Annotated in this window: 17 protein-coding genes; 5 read left to right on the top strand and 12 right to left on the bottom strand. The window is 63.5% G+C overall.

Features of this window, described 5'->3' with window-relative positions:
• A partial coding sequence (locus tag ACMLHG_RS02925; RefSeq protein ID WP_417169488.1) for a glycosyltransferase family 2 protein occupies positions 1–1,026 on the top strand: 1,026 nt, incomplete at its 5' end.
• Between the two features lie 78 nt (positions 1,027–1,104).
• Here ACMLHG_RS02925 and ACMLHG_RS02920 read toward each other — a convergent pair.
• Positions 1,105–1,818 carry a hypothetical protein gene (locus ACMLHG_RS02920; protein WP_417169487.1) on the bottom strand — a complete coding sequence of 238 codons (714 nt, stop codon included), beginning with the start codon at positions 1,816–1,818 and terminating at the stop codon, positions 1,105–1,107.
• 161 nt (positions 1,819–1,979) lie between these two features.
• Here ACMLHG_RS02920 and mnmE point away from each other — a divergent pair, with 161 nt between their 5' ends.
• From mnmE to ACMLHG_RS02900, 4 genes are read left to right on the top strand one after another with little or no spacing between them, the layout of a single operon-like run.
• Entirely contained in the window at positions 1,980–3,311 is a 1,332-nt protein-coding gene (mnmE, locus tag ACMLHG_RS02915; protein WP_417169486.1) for a tRNA uridine-5-carboxymethylaminomethyl(34) synthesis GTPase MnmE, read from the top strand.
• A 4-nt stretch (positions 3,312–3,315) separates the two neighbouring features.
• A complete protein-coding gene (locus ACMLHG_RS02910) occupies positions 3,316–5,712 on the top strand; it encodes an intermembrane phospholipid transport protein YdbH family protein (RefSeq protein WP_417169485.1) in 2,397 nt (798 codons plus the stop codon).
• A 13-nt stretch (positions 5,713–5,725) separates the two neighbouring features.
• Entirely contained in the window at positions 5,726–6,238 is a 513-nt protein-coding gene (locus ACMLHG_RS02905) for a DUF1318 domain-containing protein (protein ID WP_294434938.1), read from the top strand.
• The gene (locus ACMLHG_RS02900; RefSeq protein ID WP_417169484.1) at positions 6,220–7,503 is read left to right on the top strand and encodes a hypothetical protein; all 1,284 of its coding nucleotides are present in this window, start codon (positions 6,220–6,222) and stop codon (positions 7,501–7,503) included. The genes ACMLHG_RS02905 and ACMLHG_RS02900 overlap by 19 nt, the downstream gene beginning before the upstream one ends.
• 27 nt (positions 7,504–7,530) lie before the next feature.
• Here the strand turns inward: ACMLHG_RS02900 and ACMLHG_RS02895 are convergent, their stop codons facing one another.
• The 11 genes from ACMLHG_RS02895 to ACMLHG_RS02845 form a co-directional block, all read right to left on the bottom strand.
• A complete protein-coding gene (locus ACMLHG_RS02895) occupies positions 7,531–8,928 on the bottom strand; it encodes an FAD-binding oxidoreductase (protein ID WP_294434935.1) in 1,398 nt (465 codons plus the stop codon).
• 1 nt (position 8,929) lies between these two features.
• On the bottom strand, positions 8,930–10,126 hold the full coding sequence (locus ACMLHG_RS02890; RefSeq protein ID WP_295809638.1) for an electron transfer flavoprotein subunit alpha/FixB family protein: 1,197 nt from the start codon (positions 10,124–10,126) through the stop codon (positions 8,930–8,932).
• Between the two features lie 6 nt (positions 10,127–10,132).
• On the bottom strand, positions 10,133–10,933 hold the full coding sequence (locus ACMLHG_RS02885) for an electron transfer flavoprotein subunit beta/FixA family protein (RefSeq protein WP_294434931.1): 801 nt from the start codon (positions 10,931–10,933) through the stop codon (positions 10,133–10,135).
• Between the two features lie 159 nt (positions 10,934–11,092).
• Entirely contained in the window at positions 11,093–13,582 is a 2,490-nt protein-coding gene (gene hrpB / locus ACMLHG_RS02880; protein ID WP_417169483.1) for an ATP-dependent helicase HrpB, read from the bottom strand.
• Between the two features lie 33 nt (positions 13,583–13,615).
• A complete protein-coding gene (locus ACMLHG_RS02875; RefSeq protein ID WP_295809632.1) occupies positions 13,616–14,896 on the bottom strand; it encodes an MFS transporter in 1,281 nt (426 codons plus the stop codon).
• A 1-nt stretch (position 14,897) separates the two neighbouring features.
• On the bottom strand, positions 14,898–15,854 hold the full coding sequence (locus ACMLHG_RS02870; RefSeq protein WP_294434926.1) for an NAD(P)H-quinone oxidoreductase: 957 nt from the start codon (positions 15,852–15,854) through the stop codon (positions 14,898–14,900).
• A 3-nt stretch (positions 15,855–15,857) separates the two neighbouring features.
• Positions 15,858–16,631: an amidohydrolase family protein gene (locus tag ACMLHG_RS02865; RefSeq protein WP_417169481.1), complete on the bottom strand. Its 774-nt coding sequence runs from the start codon at positions 16,629–16,631 to the stop codon at positions 15,858–15,860.
• Positions 16,628–17,764: a Gfo/Idh/MocA family protein gene (locus tag ACMLHG_RS02860; protein ID WP_417169480.1), complete on the bottom strand. Its 1,137-nt coding sequence runs from the start codon at positions 17,762–17,764 to the stop codon at positions 16,628–16,630. The genes ACMLHG_RS02865 and ACMLHG_RS02860 overlap by 4 nt, the downstream gene beginning before the upstream one ends.
• A gap of 3 nt (positions 17,765–17,767) precedes the next feature.
• Complete coding sequence (locus tag ACMLHG_RS02855; RefSeq protein WP_417169479.1) at positions 17,768–18,787, bottom strand: NAD-dependent epimerase/dehydratase family protein; 1,020 nt, start codon at positions 18,785–18,787, stop codon at positions 17,768–17,770.
• Positions 18,788–18,839: 52 nt separating this feature from the next.
• Complete coding sequence (locus ACMLHG_RS02850) at positions 18,840–19,850, bottom strand: Gfo/Idh/MocA family protein (RefSeq protein WP_294434919.1); 1,011 nt, start codon at positions 19,848–19,850, stop codon at positions 18,840–18,842.
• Positions 19,851–19,862: 12 nt separating this feature from the next.
• Positions 19,863–20,870 (bottom strand): zinc-dependent alcohol dehydrogenase, encoded by a 1,008-nt coding sequence (locus ACMLHG_RS02845; RefSeq protein WP_417169478.1) that lies wholly within the window; start codon positions 20,868–20,870, stop codon positions 19,863–19,865.
• Positions 20,871–21,028: the final 158 nt, after the last annotated feature.

Here is a 21,028-nt window from a genome sequence, read left to right as displayed (position 1 = left end):
AAAGTATCCATTCTGCTGCCCAATCTGAACACCTTTCCCTTTCTGGAAGAGCGGATGCGCTCCATTCTGTCGCAGACCCTTTCCGACTGGGAACTCATCATCGCCGACAGTTTCTCCTCCGACGGCTCCTGGGAGTTTCTGAAACAATTCGCCGACCGCGATCCACGCATCCGCGCATGGCAGGTTCCTCCCGGCCTCTATCAGAGCTGGAACTTCTGTCTGGAACAGATCCGGGGCGAATATGTCTACATCGCCACCAGCGACGACTCCATGACCGATGACTGTCTGGAAAAAATGGTCGATGCGCTGGAACGGTTTCCGCAATGTTCCCTCTGCCACTCCGCGTTGGGCTTCATCGACGAATCCGGAAAGGAGGTCGCCGCTGACGCCTCCCACACCTCTCTTTTCATCGATTATCCGGAGGACCGGCTGCATCTGCGCATGGCTCCATACGACGGCCTCCGCGCTCTGGCCGGAGATACCGTTTATCCCTCCATCACCCAGGTCCTCTTCCGCAGTTCTCTGCTCAGAGAGACCGGTAATTTCCCCTGCAACTTCGGCCCGATGGGAGACTTTTTGTGGGACATGAAAGCGGGACTCTTCTCCAACGTGGTCTACCTGCCGGAAATACTCTCTTTCTGGAGAATCCGTTCCGGTCAGGCCACGTTGTCCGATGCAGAATTCCGGAGGAGAAATCTGTATTTCACCCGATTCGAAACCCATCTGGCCATGGCGGAAACCGCCCTCGCGGAAACAAAAGGGCAATGCGCTCTGCCCTGCTCCCGGCATGCCGGACTCAAACCGATGCGGTTCCGCCTCTTTTTGATGCTGCTGACCGGCAACGGGAACTCCCCCCGTCGATTCCGCAAGCTGACCGGTTACCTGCTGAAATATCCGGAGGAGATTTTCCTCTACCCGTTGCTGTTTCTGTACAAACGGCTCACCGGAATCCCCGATCTCAGCGTCTGGCGAACCCGCCGATTCCTCCACCGCTTCTCCAGCCTCATCCACATTCCGGAAAAATAACTGCAGCGAAAAACACCGACGGCCTCCGGAACTCATTCCGAAAGCCGTCGCTCAGAAAAATCATTCAAATTGTGAGAGCTACTGCGCGGCCGGCTCCTCCCCGACCGTGATGGTGCCCGGCTTTTTCTCCGGTGCCGCGGCGGGATCCTCCCCGACCGTGATGGTGCCTTCCCCCGGAACCAGCTCCTTCAATTTCGAGACGTCCGGCACGTCGAGGCTCTTCATCTGCGGCGTGCTGTCCACCGCCTCCTTCGCGATGAAACGGCCGCCGGCCAGCTTGTCCAGCAGTGTCCGCGGACGCTCTCCGGCATAGGTGAAACGGCGCAGCTCCTGCTGCCCCCCCTCCTTCGGCTCCGCCACCAGAAAGACGGCAAACCGGTCCACCGCATAGCGCTTGATCAACTCATCGCAGAACGCCTTCTCGCGCGCCGACATCTTCGAGGTATCCTGCGGATAGTCCACCAGCAGCAGCACGTAGTTGTTTTCCACAACCTTGAAGCCGGGATCAGGAAAGATCGATCTCTTGAGCCGGTCGCTGTCCGCATGACCCTCTTTGAGAAAGGCGATCATGATCTGCTTCTTCTCGCGGCGCGCCTTGTCGCCGGCGGTGCTGATGTCGGTCTTCCAGTTCAGCCCGTAGGCCTGCCGGTCGTACTGACGTTGCGCCTTGTAGATCAGCCAGTCGCGATTCTGCCAGCACCACCATGCTCCGATCGCCAGAATCACCAGAACCACCAGCGTCACGATTCGACGCATCAGGACCCGCGCACCGGTAATCTTCACCAATCCCATGATTTTGCTCCTTTCACGCTTGCTGAACTCTCCGCCGGCGGAAAAAGAGTTCCGCCGCCCCATTTCCAATGGTAATATAACCTGTCCTTTTTTCCTTGTCAAGTCGCGGAAAAAGCGGCTCCGACACTGGTATTTGCACCCCTTTGGTGCTATTGTATGACATGATGAATACCAGTGACAACATCGCGGCGCCCGCGACCGGAATCGGCGGAGCGATTTCCATCCTCCGCATCTCCGGCCCCGACGCCCTCGCCATCGGCAACCGGGTGTGGCACGGCAAGACGCCGCTCTCCGCGGCAAATGCCAGGAAGATGCTACTCGGCCGCGCCGGCAGCGACAGCGCGCTCGCCGTCTACATGAAGGCCCCCGCCAGCTACACCGGTGACGATGTGGTGGAGCTTCACTGCCACGGCGGAGCAGCCGTGGCGGATGCACTGCTCCGGCTGCTGCTCGCCTCCGGCTGCCGGATGGCGGAGCCGGGGGAGTTCACCTTCCGCGCCTTCGTCAACGGCAAGATGGATCTCGTTCAGGCCGAAGCGGTCGCCGATGTGATCGGCGCCGGCAGCGAGCAGGCGTTGAACGTCGCCGAACGCCAGCTGGCCGGCTCGCTCAGCCATCGCCTCGACGCGGTCTGGGAGAAACTGAACGAACTCCGGGCGGAGTGTGAATCCCACCTCGATTTCCCGGAAGAGGAGCTGGCGTGGGATCCGGATGTCGCGGCGAAGATCAACGCCGTCGCCGCCGAACTCCAGGCGTTGCTGGAAACCCGCGAGCTCGGCGCGACGCTCCGCGACGGCGTCAGTCTGGTCCTCGCCGGGCGGCCCAATGCCGGGAAGTCCAGCCTGCTCAACCGGCTGGTCGGCTACGACCGGGCGATCGTCACGGCGATTCCGGGGACGACCCGGGACACCGTCGAAGTTTCGACCGTGCTCCGCGGCCTGCCGGTGCGGCTCACCGACACCGCCGGACTGCGCCGGAGCGACGACCCGATCGAACAGGAGGGGGTCGAGCGGAGCCGCCGCTCCATCGCCGCGGCCCGCATCACCTTCTGGTTGCTCGACGCCTCGGCGGAACAGCTCAACGAGGAACTCGCCGAAATGGAACGCTCCGCGCCCCCCGGGAGAATCGCCGTCTGGAACAAGATCGACCTCGTTCCGGAGCGGGAACTCCCGGAACTTCCGGGCCCGGTGGTGAAGCTCTCGGCGAAAACCGGCACCGGATTGGATGCCCTGCTTGACGCCTTCGCCGCCGCGGCGGTGCACGACCCGCATCCGGCGGAACCGGAAGTGGCGGTCAACGCCCGCCACGCGGCCCTGCTCCGGGAGGCGCTTGCACAGCTTCCGGAAGCGGTCCGCAACGTTGAATCCGGCGATTTTGAGATCGCCTCCGCCCAGCTGAGGGAGGCGCGCCGCCTGGTCGGCGCCATCACCGGCCGGAGTGTGGAGCCGGATATTCTCGATCATATTTTCAGCCGTTTCTGCATAGGGAAATAGTGTTATGGGTAAAAAAGCCAGACTGTTCCGGAGAATTCTGCTGATTCTCCTGTTTCTTATCGTACTTCTCCTGCTCGCCGGCACCGCGGCCGGGCTGATCGCCTGGCACTGGTATCTGCCGGACTGGCTCGCCACCCGGCTCGTTCCGCAGCTTGGCCGCAGCTTCGGCCAGGAGAAGGTCGAGCTCAAAATCCGCCGGATCGGCCTCACCGGTGCCGACCTGGAGGGATTCCGGCTCACCGATGCCGAAGGCGGCATTCTCTCGGTCGATTCAATTCGGGCGGACTACGCGCCCCGCCTGCCCCGCGATGGAAAAGAGATGCTCCGCGTCGAGAACCTGACGCTGAGCGGCGCCGAAATCGGCGTGCGCTGGAGCAACGGCAAATTCGCACTCTCCGGCGTCAGCCTCGACCGCCTGCAGCAGGCCCTCGCCCAATCGGCAGAGAAGCCGGAAGCGGCCGCCGTTCCGCAGGAGGAAAAATCCGCCGGGCAGGTCATCATCCGGCGCATCACGCTCCGTGAAATGCGGCTCCGGCTCGACTATGAAGGGCGCGTACTGCTGATCCCGATTGAAGCGGTCATCACCCCGCAGGATCCCGCCTGGAACAAGATCGAAGCCCAGCTCACGCTCTCGCCGCGCGGCCAGAATCTCTATCTGCAGCTCGATTTCGACCGCACCACCGGCAAACTCACGGCCAAAACCCGCACGAAACTGCGCCTCGAAGCGCTCACCGGATTGACCGGAATCCATCCGGAAGGCACATTGAAATTCGACCTCGATCTCTCCGCCGGAATCGCGAGCGACCAGATCGAACTTGCCGGGTTCAGCCACATCGCGCTCGACCTGACGAAGGACACCACACTTCCGCTCCGTTTTGAACGGCCGATCACCGGGGAACAGCGGTTCAGTCTGCGCTGGAACAAGCAGGACAATCTCGTCAGCGCGGTTGCGTCCGGCTCGCTCCCCTTCCCCGCATTCACCGCCTCCGGAGTCAACGTGGCCGCCGAAGCACCGATCGAGTGGAAACTTTCGCTCGCCGGTTCCGCCGACGCCATCCGTATCGCCGACGCGGAACTCACCACCGGGAAAATCATCGCCGAAGCCTACGGATGCACGCTCAAGGCTCCGCTGCTGCGCCTCTATCGCGCCGGCGGACTCTTCCTGCTCTCCGGCAGCGGCATCACCATTGACAATGCGGCGCAGAAGCTGGCCATGCGGGAGATCGCCTTCACCCTGCCGCTGCCGCCGACCGAAACCAATCCCGGTACACTGACCGCGGGGAGCATCCAGCTGGACCGCTCGAAAATCGGTTCGGTTTCGAGCACCATCCAGCTCAGAGGGCGCGACTTCCTGCTCGCGGGGACCTGCCGTTCACCGCTCGCGCCGAAGGCGCAGCTCAACTTCCGTGGCACCTTCGAGCCCAAGAGCGGAACGACGCCCGAAATGCTCTTTGAATTCAATCTGCCGACCTACACGCCCGACAAGCCGCTCCGGCTGGGGGATTACGTTCCCTCGCTCGGCGACGCCGCGGCCAATGCTTCGCTCTCGCTCGGCGGAGCGGTGCGGCTGGAGAACGGCAAACTCACCACCGGTCTGCAGGTTATGCTCCGGAACGGTTCCTTCCAGATGCCGGATTCCAACCTCGAACTCTCCGGGCTCTCGCTCGACCTCCGGTTCGACGATCTCTTCAAGCTGACCACTCCGCCGGCGCAGAGACTCAAAATTGCCAAAATCCGGGCAGGCAAGATCAACATCACCGATCTTGAGGTACATTTTGAAATTGAATCCACCTCGCAGGTGACCATCGAAAACGCCGGATTCCACTGGTGCGGCGGCGAACTCTACATGCGACCACTCCGGCTCCGCACCAATCAGCAGGTGTGGAACACCACCTTCTACTGCGAAAACATCAACCTCGCCACCATGCTGCTCGAACTCGGCATCGCCCCCGCCGGAACGGTCGGAGACGGCACCGTCTTCGGGAAACTCCCGGTGCGGTTCGACCGGAAACGGGGAATCTTCTTCGACCGCAGTTATCTCTATTCGCGTCCGGGCACCGAGAGCCACATCGCAGTCTCCGAGCCGGATAAACTGCTCGCCGGCGGCGGCGCGGTCCTGAAACAGACCCAGCTTGAATTCGCGTCGGAAGCGCTCCGCGACTTCAACTACAACTGGGTGAAATTCCACCTGCAGACCGAGGCGGACCAGCTGGTGATTTCGCTTCAGTTCGATGGCCAGCCCGTCGGCCCCCTCCCCTTCGGCTACGACGAGGAAAGCGGCGAGCTCCGGCGCGACCCCACAGTCAAAGCCCATTTTCAGGGAATCCAGCTCAACATCAATACGAGGGTTCCATTGAACCTTCTGCTCAATTTAAACAAACGGCTGCAATCCATCATCTAAAGGAGAAAAGGACATGAAATTTTATCGGACCATCCCCCTGTTCGTTCTCGCCGCCGCGGCGGGATGCACCCCCACGATCAAAACGCAGAATGAGATCACCGTCAAGCCGGTTCAGGTCACCGTCGACGTCAATCTGAACGTCAAGGTGGATCAGGCGATCGCCGAAGAGATCGCCGCCCCCGCTCCGGCGCAGAAGAGCACCGCCAACGACGAGCGCACTCTCCGTCGCAAGCGGTTCGCCGAGCGCCGTGCCGCGCTCAATTCGGCCCTCAAGGAGAAGCTGATCGGCGAAAACAACCGCGGCTTCCTCGAACTGCGTGCCGATGACACCAAAGTCAGCGCCGAGCTGAAGAAGCTGGTCGAGGCGGAAAATGCCGACCGCACTACCATCTTCACCAACATCGCCCGCCGGCAGAACAGCACGCCGGAATTCGTCGGCGAACGGTTCGCCGCCCGCATGGCCGAACGCGCGCCCTCCGGCATTCCGATTCAGAACGCCCGGGGCGAATGGAACGTCAAACCCTGATCATGACCGGCCGTTCCGTCGCTCTCAATCCGGAGCAGACCGCCCACTGCCTCAACTGCGAAACCGGCTGCTGCACCCTCTTTGAGGTGCAGGCCACGCAGGAGGAGGCGGAAGCGATCATGCGCCTCGCCGTGCCGGGTGCTCCGAAGACGTTCGAGGAGTGTTTCACCCCCTCGACCGACCGCCCCGGCGAATTCGTCATGCGCAAGGGGAGCGACGGGCGGTGCGTCTTCGCCGACGGCCGCCTCTGCGCCATTCACAAGCGGCACGGCATGGCGGCCAAGCCGCTGAGCTGCCGGATTTTTCCGCTCCACATCCAGCCGTGGGCGGATGGCGGGCTTTCGGCGGAACTCCGCTTCATCTGCCCCTCGGTCGGGCTCCCCGGCGGAACTCCGCTCGGGGAACGGACTGACGAGATCCTCCGTTTCGCCCGTCAACTCGGGCTCCGGCGCGGCATCAACGACTGCATCTACTCCCGCGCCAACCCGGCGCCGCTGGGAAAGGTGCGGCTGGTGCACGCCGGATTCCGGCAACTGCTCCGCAACCGGGAACTGCCGCTCAAACTGCGGCTCTACGCCGCCGCCAGAATCCTCGATTTCCACGACCGCAAGGAGATGTTCGGCGCCATTCAGAATGCAGATGAAGAGTTCGCCGCCGACCTCGCCGCATTCGTGGAGAAAGCGCGGCCGGAGCTGGAGCGGGAACTTGGCCGCGGCCGGTGCGACGCGCTCGTCCGCTCCGAATTCCGCAGTCTGCTCTGCGGCTATCTGCGCGACGACCGCCCTGAGGATGCGGCGCTCTCGCGGCGACTGCGGCGTGCCCTGAGCCATCTGCGCGTCTTCTCCGGCGTCGGGGCGCTCACTGAACTCAATCCGGCGGCCCCGCCGGTGTCGATGCTGCTCTTCCCCGCCGTCGGGCGCGTTCCGGAATTCTCCCCGGAAGCGGTTGCGGTCTTTGAGATGTTCTTCTTCGGCAAGCTCGATTCGATGCACTTCTGCGGGACGAAGATCCAGCGCTTCGACTACGTGACCGGCTTGCGCCATCTGCTGCACAGCGCGCCGTGCGCCTTCGCGATGGCCGCCGCCTTCGCCGTCGCCCGCGACCGGAAACGGGTCGAATTTGCCGACATGCACCGGGCGGTCCGGCTGCTCGACTTCACCTTCGGGCGCTCGCCGTTCTTCCGGATGCGCCTCGCCCGCAAATGGATCGACAATCTCGCCCGGCCGCGGCGGTTCGCCGGACTCCTGAACCAGGTCTTCCGGTAAATCCCGCCGCGCCGGACAACGCGGCCTCTAGCCGCGGGTGCAGACCTTGCCGGGGTTGAGGATCCCGGTCGGGTCGAACACCTTCTTGATTCCGGCCATGAGTTCGATGAGGTCATCGCCGAGCGACTCGACCAGGTAGGGCTGTTTGACGTAGCCGATGCCGTGTTCGCCCGAAACCTGCCCGCCGAATTCGCGCGCCTTGTCGTAGAGTTCGCGGAAGACCGCCGACAGAGTCGATTTCCACTTCTCCTCCGGCAGGTCGTCGCGGAGCACGTAGATATGCAGATTGCCGTCGCCGGCGTGACCGAAACTGCGGATCCGCGCGCCGTATTTCTCTTCGAGCGAGGCGGAAAACTTGATGAAATCCGCCACCCGGCGGCGCGGCACCACCACGTCGCACTCATCCATTTCGGTGGTCGAACTCTTGATCGCCTCGAGGAAGGCGCCGCGCGCCTTCCAGATCGATTCGTTCCGCTCGGGCGTGTTGGAGATGAGCACGTCGAGCGCGCCGTTGTCGATGCAGGTCTTCGCGACCGCGTCATAGGCGGACTCGATCTCCTCGCGGCTGTTCCCGTCGAAGGTCAGCAATAAATAGGCGTCGGCGCTCTTGTCCGGATAAGCCCGGCCGAGAAACTCCTCCGCCGCCAGAATCACCGATTTCTCCATGAATTCGATCGCGGTCGGAATCGCCTTCGATTTGATGATGAGCGGCACCGTTTCGATCGCCGAAGCGAGGTCCGGGAACGGCACCAGCAGACTGATCGCCTTGCGCGGCAAAGGCAGAAGACGCAGAATCGCCTTGGTGACGATTCCGAGCGTTCCTTCGGAGCCGACGATCAGATTGAGCAGACTGTAGCCGGAGCTGTTCTTGACCACCTTGCCGCCGAGTTCGATCACCCGGCCGTCGGGCAGAACAACCTCCAGACCGCGCACGTAGTCGCGGGTGACGCCGTATTTCACCGCGCGCATGCCGCCGGCGTTGGTGCTGATGTTGCCGCCGATCGTCGCGGACTTCTCACCGGGATCCGGCGGGTAGAAGAGCCCCATCGGCTCGACCAGCGCGGCGATCTCCATCAGGAGCACCCCCGGTTCCAGCGTCAGCGTCAGGTTCTCCTCATCCACTTCGAGCACCCGGTTCATCTTCGAGAGGTCGAGCATGATTCCGCCGCAGCGGGCGACGGAGCCGCCGACCAGACCGGTGCCCTGCCCCCGGGGCGTGACCGGCACATGGTGCTCATACGCATATTTCATCACACGCGAAACCTCTTCGGTCGAACGGGCCCGCACCAGCACCTCGGGGCGGCAGTGGATTCCGGCGAGTTCATCGTGGCAGAAATCGTCGTGAATCTCCGGACCGGGAATCACCTCTTCGGCGAGACCGCGGATTTCGGCAACCATTTCAGGAGTGATCTTCGTAAATTCCATTTCAGCGCGCGCCTCCCTCGGCAATCAGAGTCTCCAGTCTCGGCAGAACTTCGTACAGGTCGCCGACGATTCCGATGTGGGCGACGTTGAAAATCGGAGCGGCGGGATCGGTGTTGACGGCGATGATCTTTTCCGCCCCCTTCATCCCCGCCACGAACTGCACCGAACCGGAGATGCCGCAGCAGAGGATCAGCTTCGGACTGACCGTCCGCCCGGAGAGCCCGATCTGACAGCGGTGGTCGAGCCAGCCGTTCTCAACCAGGCAGCGGGTTCCGGCGAGCTGGCCGTTGAGCTTCGCCGCGAGCCGCCGGAAGAGCTCCAGATCCTCCTGCTTCTTGACACCGCGGCCGACGGCGACGATCACTTCGGCCTCCTCGATCCCCACCTCGGGCGACTTCGGTTCGACCGCGACCACCCGGATGTCGCTCACCAGCTTCGACGGCTCGACGGAGCAGTGCTCGATCACGCCGGAGGGATTCTCCACCGGCTCCGGCAGAGCGAAGATCTTGTAGCGCACCGTCGCGAACTGCGGCCGGTGGTTGGGGGTGTTGATGTGCGCCATGATGTTGCCGCCGAAGGCGGGACGGATCTGTTCGAGATCGGTGTTCTCCTTGATATCCAGCACCGTGCAGTCGGCGGTGAGTCCGGTGCGGAAACGGGCCGCCAGCCGCGGCGCCAGCGTCCGGCCGATCGGAGTGCCGCCCGCGAGAAGCACCGCCGGATGAACCTTGACGATGAAATCCTCGATCACCGCGCTGTAGGGTTCGATGCGGAAGTTCTCCAGCTCCGGATGCTCGTAGACGTACACGCGGTCGGCGCCGTAGGCGACCAGCTGTTTCGCGGCCGCGTCGCAGGCGGCGCCGGGCAGCACCGCATAGACCTCCTGCCCGACTTTGGCGGCGAGTTCCCGCGCCTTGCCGAGCAGTTCGAGCGAAACCGGGTGAAGCGCGCCGCCGGAGAGTTCGGCGTAGACTGCGATGCCCTTCCACTTCGACTTGTCGATCACCGGGCGCGGTGTGTCCTCGAACCGGATCGCCCCGCCGGTATCGCGCTTGAGGCAGAGCCGGCACATCCGGCAGCTGCCGTTGATGATGATCTTGCCGTCGACATACTCCATTGCGCCGAACGGACAGATTTCGACGATCGCCTTCGCCCGCGCCGGGTCGAGGTTTGCCATGTTTACAACGATTCGCGCCATTTTGAACTACCTCGGCTGCTGCAGGAATTTGTGATCGGCAAGGTACGAGTAGAGCTTTCCGGCCAGTTCCGGACCGCTCCCCTCCCAGATTTCGCGCTCCCCCCCGGTCTCCGGCGGGAAGATGCGGATCACCTGCGTCGGCGAACCGTTCAGCCCGTAGTGGTTCTCGTCGCTGTCGGGCAGATCGGCCAGCGAGAGGCGGCGGATCTCCGCCCCGGCGGTCGCCAGTTTGAGCCGGTAGGAGGGCAGCCGCGGTTCGCCGACGTTCTTCTCCACGCAGATGAGGGCGGGCAGCGGCAGAGCCAGCGTCACCTCTTCCAGCGGCAGGTCACAGCGGAGGATGAGCTCCGCCCGGTTCGCGCCTTCGATGCGGATGACGTTCGCCACGTGGGGAATTCCGAGAAATTCCGCCAGCTCCGCCCCCACCTGCGCGGTGTCCCCGTCGGTGGTCTGGCGGCCGCAGATGATGAGGTCGAACGGACCGGCCGCCCGCAACGCCTGACTGATCGCGTAACTGGTGGCGAGCACGTCGGCCCCGGCGAATTTCCGGTCGGAAACCAGCACCGCGTCGTCGACGCCCATCATGTACGCTTCGCGCAGAATCTCCTCCGCCTGCGGCGGCCCCATGGTGAGCGCGGTGATTTCGGCCCCGAGCTGTTCCTTGAGCCGGAGCGCCGTTTCCAGCGCGTAGAGGTCGTACGGATTGAGTTTGGACTCAACGCCGTCCCGTTTCAGCGTGCCGGTGACCGGGTCGACCTCCACCTGCGTGGTTCCCGGCACCTGCTTGATGCAGACTGCAATCTTCATCCCTGCTCCCTGTTTGATGTTCCCCCGGCGGCGGCAGGAGCCGTTACCGGCTTGCATTTCCCATATCCGGTAAAGTTAGCATTTCATGTCGCTCTCTGCAAGCGCCCAAAGGGTAAAAAACAGGAAAAAATCAAACGCGAAGGAGCCTTCCGCCCCTCTTCACCGCCTCTCCTGCTCCATCTTCGCCCGGGTGCGGGTGGTGGGGAGCGCCTCCGCGGGGTTCTCCGGCCAGAAGTGCTTGGGGTAGCGCCCCTTCATCTCCTTGCGGACCAGCGGCCAGTTCCCCCGCCAGAATCCGGGCAGATCGGTGGTGACCTGAACCGGCCGCCCGGCGGGCGAGAGCAGTTCCACCCGCAGCGGCCGGCGGGAGCGGCCCAGCACCGGATGCACCTGCACGCCGTACATCTCCTGCACCCGGACCGGCAGAGTCGGCTCCACGCCGGAGTAGTCGATCTTGTGGGCGGCTCCGGCAGGAGAGGTGAAGTTTTCCGGATAATCGCGGTCGAGCTCGCGCAACCGTTCCGGGCCGAGCTCCGTGCGCAGTACCGTGAGAAAATCGGCGCGGGCGAGGTCGGAGAAGCTCCGCACCTCCGGGAAATAGGGCGCGGCAAGCTCCGGCAGAATGCGGCGGAACGCCTCTTCCGACCAGTCCGGATAGCGTTCCGGCTCCTGTTTCGCGGCGTAGCGGACCCGCTCCAGCAGTCGCCGGGCCGCCTTCTGCTCAACTGGCGGCAGTTCCAGCTTCCGGTCGAGCGCCGAAGCGAGCACCGCGCGGGGCAGTACGCCGGGCGGCGGCTCCACCGGAGTGCTCCTGAGCAGCAGAGCGCCGAACCGGAGCTCCTCCCGGGCGACCGCGCGTTCCCGCTCCGGATCGAACTCCACCGTCACGCGGGTGGTCAATCCATCGGCGAACAGCAGTTCCAGATCCTCTTCGTCGAGCGGCGCCGCCAGCCGGATCACCGCCTCGCGCCCGGCGGCGCCGTCGAGGCGGGCGACCGCGAGAAACTCCTTGCGGCAGAGCGCATCCCCCTCCTCCAGCCGGGCGCCGGAGCCGCCGCTCAACAGATAGCCGGTGCTGTGGCGGCCGCGGGCGCGGCCGATCCGGCCGGGATAGGCGAACGCGGTGAGAAGTCCGCACTTCTCCACCGGAATTTGCTCCTCCTTACCCCGGAGGAGCGAGAGAAGCTGTTGCTTGATCACCAGCTGGTTGCGAAACTCCCCGGGGTGGCGGCGCATCCGTTCGACCCGCTCGCGCAAATCGGCGCCGGAAAAGCTCCGGCGAACGTCACGTTCTTCCAGAAGTGCGGCAAGTTCCGCGCCGAGCGGGGCAAGTCCGAGTTCGGCGGCGCGCAACAGCATCATCCCCAGCCGGGGATGGACCGGCAGAGAGGCAAGTTTCCGTCCGCGCGACGTAAGTTGCCCCTCCCGGTCGAGGGCGCCGAGTTCGGTGAGCAGTTTTCGCGCGGCGGCAAATCCCGCCTCCGGCGGCGGGTCCAGCCAGGCGAGATCGGCGGGCGCGGCACCCCACGCCGCCAGCTCCAGCGCGAAACCGGCCAGATCGGCATCGAGAATCTCCGGCCGGGTCCGCACTTCCAGACTGCGGTGCTCAAGTTCGCTCCAGAGCCGGAGGGCGGTTCCGGGCGCGGTCCGCCCCGCCCGGCCGCTGCGCTGGGCGGCGGACGCCTGCGAAATGCGCCCGAGTTCGAGAAAGGAGATGCCCGCCGCGGGCGAATAGCGCAGTCTCCGCTCCAATCCGGAATCGACCACCAGCGTCACCCCGTCGATGGTGAGACTGCTTTCGGCGATGTTGGTGGCGAGCACCACCTTCCGCCGCCCCGGCGGGGCGGGCTGGAGCGCGCGGTCCTGTTCGGCGGGGGAGAGCGAACCGTGAAGCGGCAGCAGAAGCGCCTCCTCCGGCAGCATCGTCTCCAGCAGTGCCCGGGTCGCTTCGATCTCCGCCATGCCGGGCAGAAAGACCAGCATGTCGCCGGCCTTTTCGCGGTAGAGTCCGGCGCAGGCGCGGGCGACGGCGGGGGCCGGATGAAACCGGTCGAGCGTTCCGGGGGCGCTCCAGCGCTGTTCCACCGGGAACTGGCGGCCCGGCGCCTCGATCACCGGCACTCCGCCGAGCAGTCGGGAGACCGCTTCCGTCTCCAGCGTCGCGGACATCACCAGCACCTTCAACTCCGGCCGGAGCGCGCCGCGCAGATCGAGCACCAGCGCCAGCCCGAGATCGGCGTCGAGACTGCGTTCGTGAAATTCGTCGAAGATGACCAGCGCGGTGTCCTCCAGCGCCGGATCCTCCTGAATCCGCCGGATCAGCACCCCTTCGGTGACCACGAGAATCCGGGTCTCCGCCGTATACCGGGAGTCACCGCGCACGATGTAGCCGACCCGGCGGCCGACCGGTTCGCCGAGCAGAGAGGCGATGCGGCGCGCCGCGGCGCGGGCGGCGACCCGGCGCGGCTCCAAAAGCAGGATGCGGCCGGAAGCGAACTCCGGTTCATCGAGGCAGGCCCCCGGCACCAGCGTGGTCTTGCCCGCACCGGGCGCGGCGGCGAGCACGGCGCCGCCCGACGAACGGAGCGCGGCAAAGAGTTCCGGCAGGACGGCGCCGACCGGCAGGAGCTGTTTTTCATCTTCCATCATATCCGGATAATATACACCCGGAAAACAGGATTCTCAAATCCGCCGCCCGGCCCTCTCCCGCACGTTCAGCGCCCCCAGGAGCACCGCGACGGAGGCCAACGCCAGCACGGCGAACACCGCAAGGTAGGAGTTTCGCGGATAGACCAGCGTGTTGCCGACCGTTTCCGGCGGGAAGGTGTTCAACAGCCAGCCGGCGAGATTCCCGAAAAACGCGACCGCGAGGTAGAAGCTGAAGTTCATGAAACAGACCGCCGGTCCGGCCAGTTCGCGCGGATTGGTTTCGTGCAGCAGCGGAATCGCGATCGACGACATGCTCCCGGTGGAGGCGAGCAAACAGAAGAGCAACGCAATCCAGCCGCTGTGGAGATCGCAGAGCAGAAGGAGCGTGATGAGCCCGCACACCGAAACGCTGACCGCCCCCGCGATGCGGCAGAAGACGGCCCGCCGGTTTCCGGCCAGACGGCTCAGCAGCGCGAGCAGGGTTCCCGCGACCGCCGAAATCAGTCCGGTCAGCGAGAGGATCCACGCCGCATCCGGCGAGGAGAACCCGCAGAAATCCTCCAGAAATTTCTTGCCGATCACCGTCTGGATCACGTAGTAAAGTCCGAAATTGAGGCCGCTGAAAAGGAACACCATCCGGTTGTTCCCCACCGCCAGAACCTGGCAGAAGGGGGAAAACCGGAACGGGACATCGCGCCGCACCGGCGGCAGTTTCCGCAACGAGGAGACCGCCGCAAACAGGAGGCAGCAGAGGATCGTCAGCCCGGCGACACCGAGCAGTGTCCGCTGCCACCCGGCCGCCCGGACCACGGCGACAAACGGCGCGTTGGCGACGATGCCGCCGGCGTACCCCGCCGTGATCACCAGCGAGACCACGATGGCGTAGTTTTTACGGCAGGCGCGGATTGTTTCGTCGATGAGCGCGAGATAGAGCGAACTCGCCCCGAATCCGGTCAGCGCCCGGCTGACGTAGAGCCAGATCCCCGAAGAGAGCGGAAAGAGCAGTGACCCCAGACAGAAGAGCAACGCGCCGGGCAGAATCACCCGCCGCCCGCCGTAACGGCTGACGAAGAGTCCGATCAGCAACTGATTCAGTGCGTAGACATACATGAAGACCGAACCGAGCGCGGTGACGCCCGGCGCGGTCAGATGCAGATCCTCCTGCAGCAGATCGAAGATCGCTCCCGGAATCGCCACCCGCTGGATGTTGGCGAAGAAGTAGAGCCCGGTTCCGCTCAGGATCAGCCAGAAACAGAATCTCCGGCAGAAAACGAGCGGTTCCGCCGCCCGGCTGCGGGAGGCTCCGGAACTCATCTCAGTCGATCTCCAGCACCACTTTGCCGATGTTCCCGTTGCGCTGCAAAATCGCATGCGCCTCTTCGGCCCGGGCGACCGGCAGCACCGCGTGGATCACCGGACGAATCTCCTTCGACGCGAATTTCGGCCAGACCTTCTCTTCGAGCCCGTGCAGAATCCGCGCCTTCATCTCCGTCGGCCGGCTGCGCAGCGTGCTCCCGATCAGCCGGATTCCCCGCTTGAGAATCGGCCGGAGACTGATCCGGGCGAACTCCCCGCCGAGGGTTGAAATGAGGATCCAGCGGCCGCCGGGCGCGAGTTTTTCGATGCAGTTCCCGAGCACCTCGCCGCCGACGCAGTCGAGCGCGATATCCACCGGGTGCGCCTCGAACGCCGCAACCGGATCATCTCGATGGCGCTCCAGCACCCAGTCCGCCCCGATGCGGCGGACCGCCTCGGCTTTCTCCGGCGAACCGACCGAGGTCATCACCTTCGCGCCGAACGATTTCGCCAGCTGAATCGCCGCCAGTCCGAGCCCGCTCGCCCCCGCCTGCACGAAAACCGTCTCCCCTGCCCTCATATTCGCCTCGAAGAAGAGATTCAGATACGCGGTCGCAAACACCTCCGGCAGAGACGCGGCTTCCGCCATCGACAGCCCCGCCGGAACCGGCAGGACCATTCCTTCCGGCACGGCGATCTTTTCGGCGTATCCGCCGCCGCCGAGCAGTGCGCACACCTCGTCGCCCGCCTTCCAGCGGCTCCCGGCGGGGGCGGCAAGGACGGTGCCCGCCACCTCCAGCCCCATCCACTCGGGCCAGCCGGGCGGCGGCGGATACTTGCCCGCCCGCTGGAGCAAATCGGCGCGGTTCAGCGCGGCCGCGCGAATCTTCAGCAGAACTTCCCCCGCCTTCGGCACCGGGTCGGGGACCTCCGTCCAGTGCATGGCCTGCGCATCATCCACTTTCATCGCATACATGACCTAATCCTCCTGAAATGGGTTCCCCGCCCCTGCCGAAGCGAGCAGTGACAAAAGATTGCCACAGTAGAGTTTCCCGCGCATTTCCGGGTCGAGAAACGCGTGGCGCGACCGCAGCAGAAACGATTCCGGCTCATACACCGTGAAGTCGGTACCGAAAAGCAACCGGTCCGGCCCCATCTCCCGCAAGGCGTACTCCATCGAATTGAACCGGAGTCCGCCGGCAAACCCGCTGACGTCGAGCATGACGCCCGGACACGCCGCGAGCTCCTTCAGCAACGGAATTTCAACGTGGGAGTTGACGATCTTCAGTTCCGGCAGACGCTTCGCCAGCCGGATTACACTCGGCGAAGAGTGCAACTGAACGATCATGCCGAACTCTCCGGCCAGCTCGAAGAGCCGGATCCACTCCGCACTGTCGTAGTCCCCCCGGTTCGCCCGGTAGTGGACCAGCTCCCCCACCCAGACCAAACCCCGCTCCCGGAATCTCTTCAACCACTTTTTCGAACACTCCGGAAAGGCCGGGTGGATGCTCACCCCAGGGTAGAGCCGCCGGTCACACTCGTGAATCGCCAGCGCCTCCCGGTTGGCAGATTCCAGCTCCTCCTCCGTGTCGGCCCACACCCCCTCCCAGGTGGTGAAGATCATTCCATCGATTCCGGTCCGGCGGGAGTAGTCGACCGCGGAGCGCCAGTCGGGGAAATAGGAAATAAAGACGCCCTCCTCCTCTTTCGCGTGATTGGCAGAGGGCAGATGAACATGGGAATCAAGAATCATTTTGCAACATTCTCCTGCTTTTCCAGAGGATGTTCCCGCTCCGCGAGCGGCAGCGGAACCACCCGTCCGGTCAACTGCGACGCATAGGCGCCGTTGATCATCTCCAGAACCTTCCGGGCGTCGTACGCGCTCGCCAGCGGCTGCCGCTCCTCCTCGATCGCACGGATCAGATCCCACGCGGCAAACCGGTTGTTCTCCCGGAAATACCAGAAGTAACCGAAATCGCGCAGCTCTTCCGCCCCCGGAATCTGCCGCGTCTCAACCAGCGGCACCTCCTCGTAGGCGGCTTCGTCCTCCGGCGGATACGGCGTGCGGCTCAGCCGGAGTTTCCGGTCATTGTCATAGCGGACACTCAGAATTCCTTCGGTACCGACCACCGAAACGCCCATCCGCACCTGCTTCCGGAACAGCCCTTTGCGGCTCTCGAAGATTCCGTGGACGCTGTTCGGAAAGCGGTAGAGCGCGAACACATTGTCCCCGGCGACCGGACCGAGCGGCTCCTTCGTGACAGAGCGGTCCTCCCGGCGGAGCGGCCGCCCCTCGACCGTGATCTCCGCGCTGACCGACGCCGGAGCGCCGAAGAGATAACAGCCCAGATCGAGGATGTGAGTACCGAGCACCACCATATCCTCGCCGCCGCCGCGCTCATCCTCCTTGCCCCGGCCGTAGAAGGTGAGCGGGGTGCCGATCGCGCCCTCTTCGATCATTCGTTTCATCGTCTGAAACACCAGAGCGTGACGCGCCAGATGGGCGACAGCGATCTTCGCGTTGTGCTTCTTTGCAAGAGCGATCAGTTCGTCGGCGACGCGGAGATCGCTGGTCATCGGCTTCTCGCAGAACACGTGGATCCCCCGCTCCACCGCCGCCCGGATCTGAACATCGTGATCCTCCGGCAGCCGGGAACCGAGCACGACGATCTGCGGTTGTTCCCGGTCGAGCATCTCCAGATAATCATCGTAATGACGCTTCGCCCCGAGCTCGCACATGCGTTTCTCAAGCCCCTCGTGATTGGGATCCGCCAGCGCGACATGCTCCACCCCGGGCAGACCGACGAACGCCAGGTGAGTGCCGTGTCCCTTGAGAAAAATCTGCGTCGTGTCGAACGCGACCGCGACACGCCATTGCTTCGCCATGATTCACCTCCCTGCGCCGTTTCGATCCATCGCGGCAAGGTATTCATCCATCGCCGTGTTGACCGGCCAGACGGTATCCTTCGGACAGCGGCCGATCTCCAGCTTCAATCCCTCGTAGAGCGGCATGAGTTCGCTCTGCTTCATTCCGACCGCGGCGAGGATCTTGCTGTTGTCGGTCACCCGGGTGAAGAGCCGGGCGTATTCGAGCTGCCAGCGCGGCCCCATGATGTACGGGTCGGGCGATAGGATGCGAAGATAATCCTCCTTGTCCACCCAGACCGCGTCGAGATTGCAGATGTCCTTGTAATAGGCGGCAATCTCCTCCCACGAATGGTGCTCCCCGGTCGCCACGTTGAAGTCGTCGCCGAGCGCCCGGTCGAGGAAGAGGAGTCCAGAAAGCATACGGGCGACGTCGCCGCCCCAGCTCAGCGTCGCCTGCTTCTCCCGCGCCTGTTCCGGCACGACCACCCGCTTCCCGGCGAAGGCGCGGCCGACGTTGTTCGCCGCCTCCAGCGTCACCAGCTGGTAGCGCATGAAGGAATAAGTTGTGGCGGGGCGGACGATCGTCCAGTTCCGCCGGGCGGAGGCGCGCAGGATGTTTTCGCCCCGCGCCTTGTAGATGCAGTAGTCGTCCGAATTACGCAGCAGAACATCGGTCGACGAGTCGATCAACCGCGGCGAACTCTCCCGGACCGGGTGCTCTTTGTCATCGAACACCCGGCAGCTCGAGAGAAAGATGTAGTGATCGGTGTGGTTCAATGCCTGCGGCAGATACCACGGCAATTCCGCGGTGCTGTAGGTGAGGAAGTCGACGATGCCGTCGTAGTTCTTCGCAAGCAGTTCGCGGTAGACATTCCGATCCTTGGCGTTCGCGCGGAGGTACGAAACCCCCGACAGCGGATTTTTCACCTCGTCCAGCGAAACACCGTCAATCCGGTACCCCAGCTCCACCAGACGCGGGAGAAGGTACTGCCCCATCGCCCCGGAGGCGCCGAGCACCAGCACTGTTTTGGGAGAGTTCATCACAGATCCTTTCTTTCCAATCGTGAAAACGACATTCTTTGCGCTTTGCAGATCAAAGACAGCCGGAAGCGCGCAGCAGCGCCTCCTGGACAATCCGTTCATGCGGGAACGGCCACGGGTTCTCCATCTCGTTCCGGATGATCTTCGCCAGTTCGATCAGCTGGTTGTCGTACCGCCCGTTCATGACGCCGACATCCACAATGTGAGTGCCGGCCTCGAAGCTCTCGTTCCCCTCCAGCAGCGTCAGTCGCAGATGGAGCGGATCGAGCCGGTAACGGTCCGCCGGGTGTTCCAGCGGACAGATTTCGATCGACCCCTTCGTGCCGCAGACGATCAGCCGCCGGTGCTTCATGCCGTCCACCTCCGTGACGCCGGTCCGCACCGTGGCGACCGCACGCGGATACTCCAGCACGGCCACGCCGGTGTCGTACAGATTGTCGTCGCGCGTCTTCGTGAGGTAGGGCGTCACCCGCAACGGACGACCCAGCAGCGCCACCACCAGATCGATCAGATGCCCGGCGAAGATGTAGACCGCCCCGCCCTGAAACTGCGCGAGCCAGCGGCGGTAGGCCTCGTCGTGCCCGTCGTAACGGTTCATCACCGCGTGCACCTCGAAGATCTCGCCGAGCCACCCTTTGCGGACCGCCTCAAGGCAGTACTGAACCGCCGGATTGTTGCGGTACATGTAACCGAGCTGAATCGTCAGGTGTTTGCGGCGGAACTCATTCAGAAGGTCGCAAAACGGTTCGAGCTTCTCGCCGCCGGGTTTATCCATGTGAATGGAGAGATTCCGGTCGACACAGCGGCGCGCCGTCTCCAAGAGTTCGAAGCCGTCGGTCTCCACCGCGACCGCCTCCAGTCCGGGCGTGTTGAAAAGCTCCTCCTCCGTGAGGCGCGGGATCCCCTGGTACATCGCCCATCCACCGCGGCGGCTCCACCAGGAATCATCCTCCTCGACGATGCCGACCACCTCGTAGAAATCGCTGAGGCGGCGCAGCGCGGCCATCTTTTCCGAGGCGTGGTTGTGGCCGACGCCGATCTGCCCGATTCTGATTTTCCGCATGTATGATGCTCCCTATTTCTTCAAAAAAATCTTCCAGTCGAAAATAACGCCGAGCAATTCCGGATCTCCGCGGGCGATGCGCTCGAAGATGAGCGGAGCGTCCGCCGGAGAAGCCACTTTGTCCACCAGAGATTCCGTCCGGATCCGGCCGGCGGAAAACAGCCGCAGCAGCAAGGCCATATCCTCCCGCATCGTCCAGTATCCGGGGCGATTATCGTGAAGCGGCCGCGCCATGTTGTGCGCACCGATAATGCTGATCCCGGGGCGGTGAACCTTGTGATAGAAATCGATCTCATGCGTCGGAGTGCGCGAGCATCCAGTGAGCGTAATCCTCCCGTAAGGAGCGGTGAAATCGAGCGCTTCGTTGAGCGCCTCCGGATTGCCGGTCACTTCGACCACCACATCCACCCCGTTTCCCCTGGTGAGATGCCGAATCCTCTCCAAAAGTTCCGGCTCGTCAGGAGAAAAAACCGCATCGGCGCCGAACTCCAATGCGAGCTTTCGCCGCCGTTCGTTGAAATCGAGCGCGATTACAGGGAAAAGTCCGTCAAGATATGCGCATCGAACCGCAAAAAGCCCCAGCAATCCCAGCCCCATCACCGCCAGCGACTCCCCGAATTCCGGTCGCGCTTTCCGAACCCCCTGCAACCCCATCGAGGCTATGACGGCAAAAACCGCCACATGCGCCGGCAGGGCGTCATCCTCAATGCGGACAAGATCCCGGGCCTGCTTCACCAGATGGGTGGAGTGTATGCTGTGGTAGACCAGAACCCGCTCTCCCGCTTGAAAGCCGGCTTCTTCGCCGGCGCGCAGGACTCTTGCCACTGCACTGTATCCGAGGTATTTCGGGAACTCTCCATCGGTGAGCCCGAGCAGGCACGCCCGTTCGGTTCCCGGGCTGACCAGAGTACATTCGGTCTCAAGAAACACCTCGTCCCGCTTCAGTTCCGGTTCGGTCAGCTCACAGCTCTCCAGCTCCACCCGGCCCGGTGCAGTGAATGCAATCGAATATCGTTTCATTTTCTAACTCAGTACTCCTTCCGCATTTTTCGCTTTCAGAATACTGTAGCAATGCGCATTTCTTTTACAAGAACTCCAACCGCAATCTTTTGAAAAATAAGTTGTAAAAAGAATTTGTTTTCAATAAAATTCAAGATATATTGTAAACAGATCAATTT

It is taken from the genome of Victivallis sp. (assembly GCF_048170485.1).
Classification (GTDB): domain Bacteria; phylum Verrucomicrobiota; class Lentisphaeria; order Victivallales; family Victivallaceae; genus Victivallis.
Note: the sequence above shows the minus strand (reverse complement) of the source record. Positions and strands in the feature narration are given on the sequence as shown.

What these genes read in the sequence shown, in the direction of transcription:
- ACMLHG_RS02920 (WP_417169487.1), bottom strand. Translation starts at nt 1,818, where the DNA reads ATGGGATTGGTGAAGATTACCGGTGCGCGGGTCCTGATGCGTCGAATC.
- mnmE (WP_417169486.1), top strand. Translation starts at nt 1,980, where the DNA reads ATGATGAATACCAGTGACAACATCGCGGCGCCCGCGACCGGAATCGGC.
- ACMLHG_RS02910 (WP_417169485.1), top strand. Translation starts at nt 3,316, where the DNA reads ATGGGTAAAAAAGCCAGACTGTTCCGGAGAATTCTGCTGATTCTCCTG.
- ACMLHG_RS02905 (WP_294434938.1), top strand. Translation starts at nt 5,726, where the DNA reads ATGAAATTTTATCGGACCATCCCCCTGTTCGTTCTCGCCGCCGCGGCG.
- ACMLHG_RS02900 (WP_417169484.1), top strand. Translation starts at nt 6,220, where the DNA reads ATGGAACGTCAAACCCTGATCATGACCGGCCGTTCCGTCGCTCTCAAT.
- ACMLHG_RS02895 (WP_294434935.1), bottom strand. Translation starts at nt 8,928, where the DNA reads ATGGAATTTACGAAGATCACTCCTGAAATGGTTGCCGAAATCCGCGGT.
- ACMLHG_RS02890 (WP_295809638.1), bottom strand. Translation starts at nt 10,126, where the DNA reads ATGGCGCGAATCGTTGTAAACATGGCAAACCTCGACCCGGCGCGGGCG.
- ACMLHG_RS02885 (WP_294434931.1), bottom strand. Translation starts at nt 10,933, where the DNA reads ATGAAGATTGCAGTCTGCATCAAGCAGGTGCCGGGAACCACGCAGGTG.
- hrpB (WP_417169483.1), bottom strand. Translation starts at nt 13,582, where the DNA reads ATGATGGAAGATGAAAAACAGCTCCTGCCGGTCGGCGCCGTCCTGCCG.
- ACMLHG_RS02875 (WP_295809632.1), bottom strand. Translation starts at nt 14,896, where the DNA reads ATGAGTTCCGGAGCCTCCCGCAGCCGGGCGGCGGAACCGCTCGTTTTC.
- ACMLHG_RS02870 (WP_294434926.1), bottom strand. Translation starts at nt 15,854, where the DNA reads ATGTATGCGATGAAAGTGGATGATGCGCAGGCCATGCACTGGACGGAG.
- ACMLHG_RS02865 (WP_417169481.1), bottom strand. Translation starts at nt 16,631, where the DNA reads ATGATTCTTGATTCCCATGTTCATCTGCCCTCTGCCAATCACGCGAAA.
- ACMLHG_RS02860 (WP_417169480.1), bottom strand. Translation starts at nt 17,764, where the DNA reads ATGGCGAAGCAATGGCGTGTCGCGGTCGCGTTCGACACGACGCAGATT.
- ACMLHG_RS02855 (WP_417169479.1), bottom strand. Translation starts at nt 18,787, where the DNA reads ATGAACTCTCCCAAAACAGTGCTGGTGCTCGGCGCCTCCGGGGCGATG.
- ACMLHG_RS02850 (WP_294434919.1), bottom strand. Translation starts at nt 19,850, where the DNA reads ATGCGGAAAATCAGAATCGGGCAGATCGGCGTCGGCCACAACCACGCC.
- ACMLHG_RS02845 (WP_417169478.1), bottom strand. Translation starts at nt 20,870, where the DNA reads ATGAAACGATATTCGATTGCATTCACTGCACCGGGCCGGGTGGAGCTG.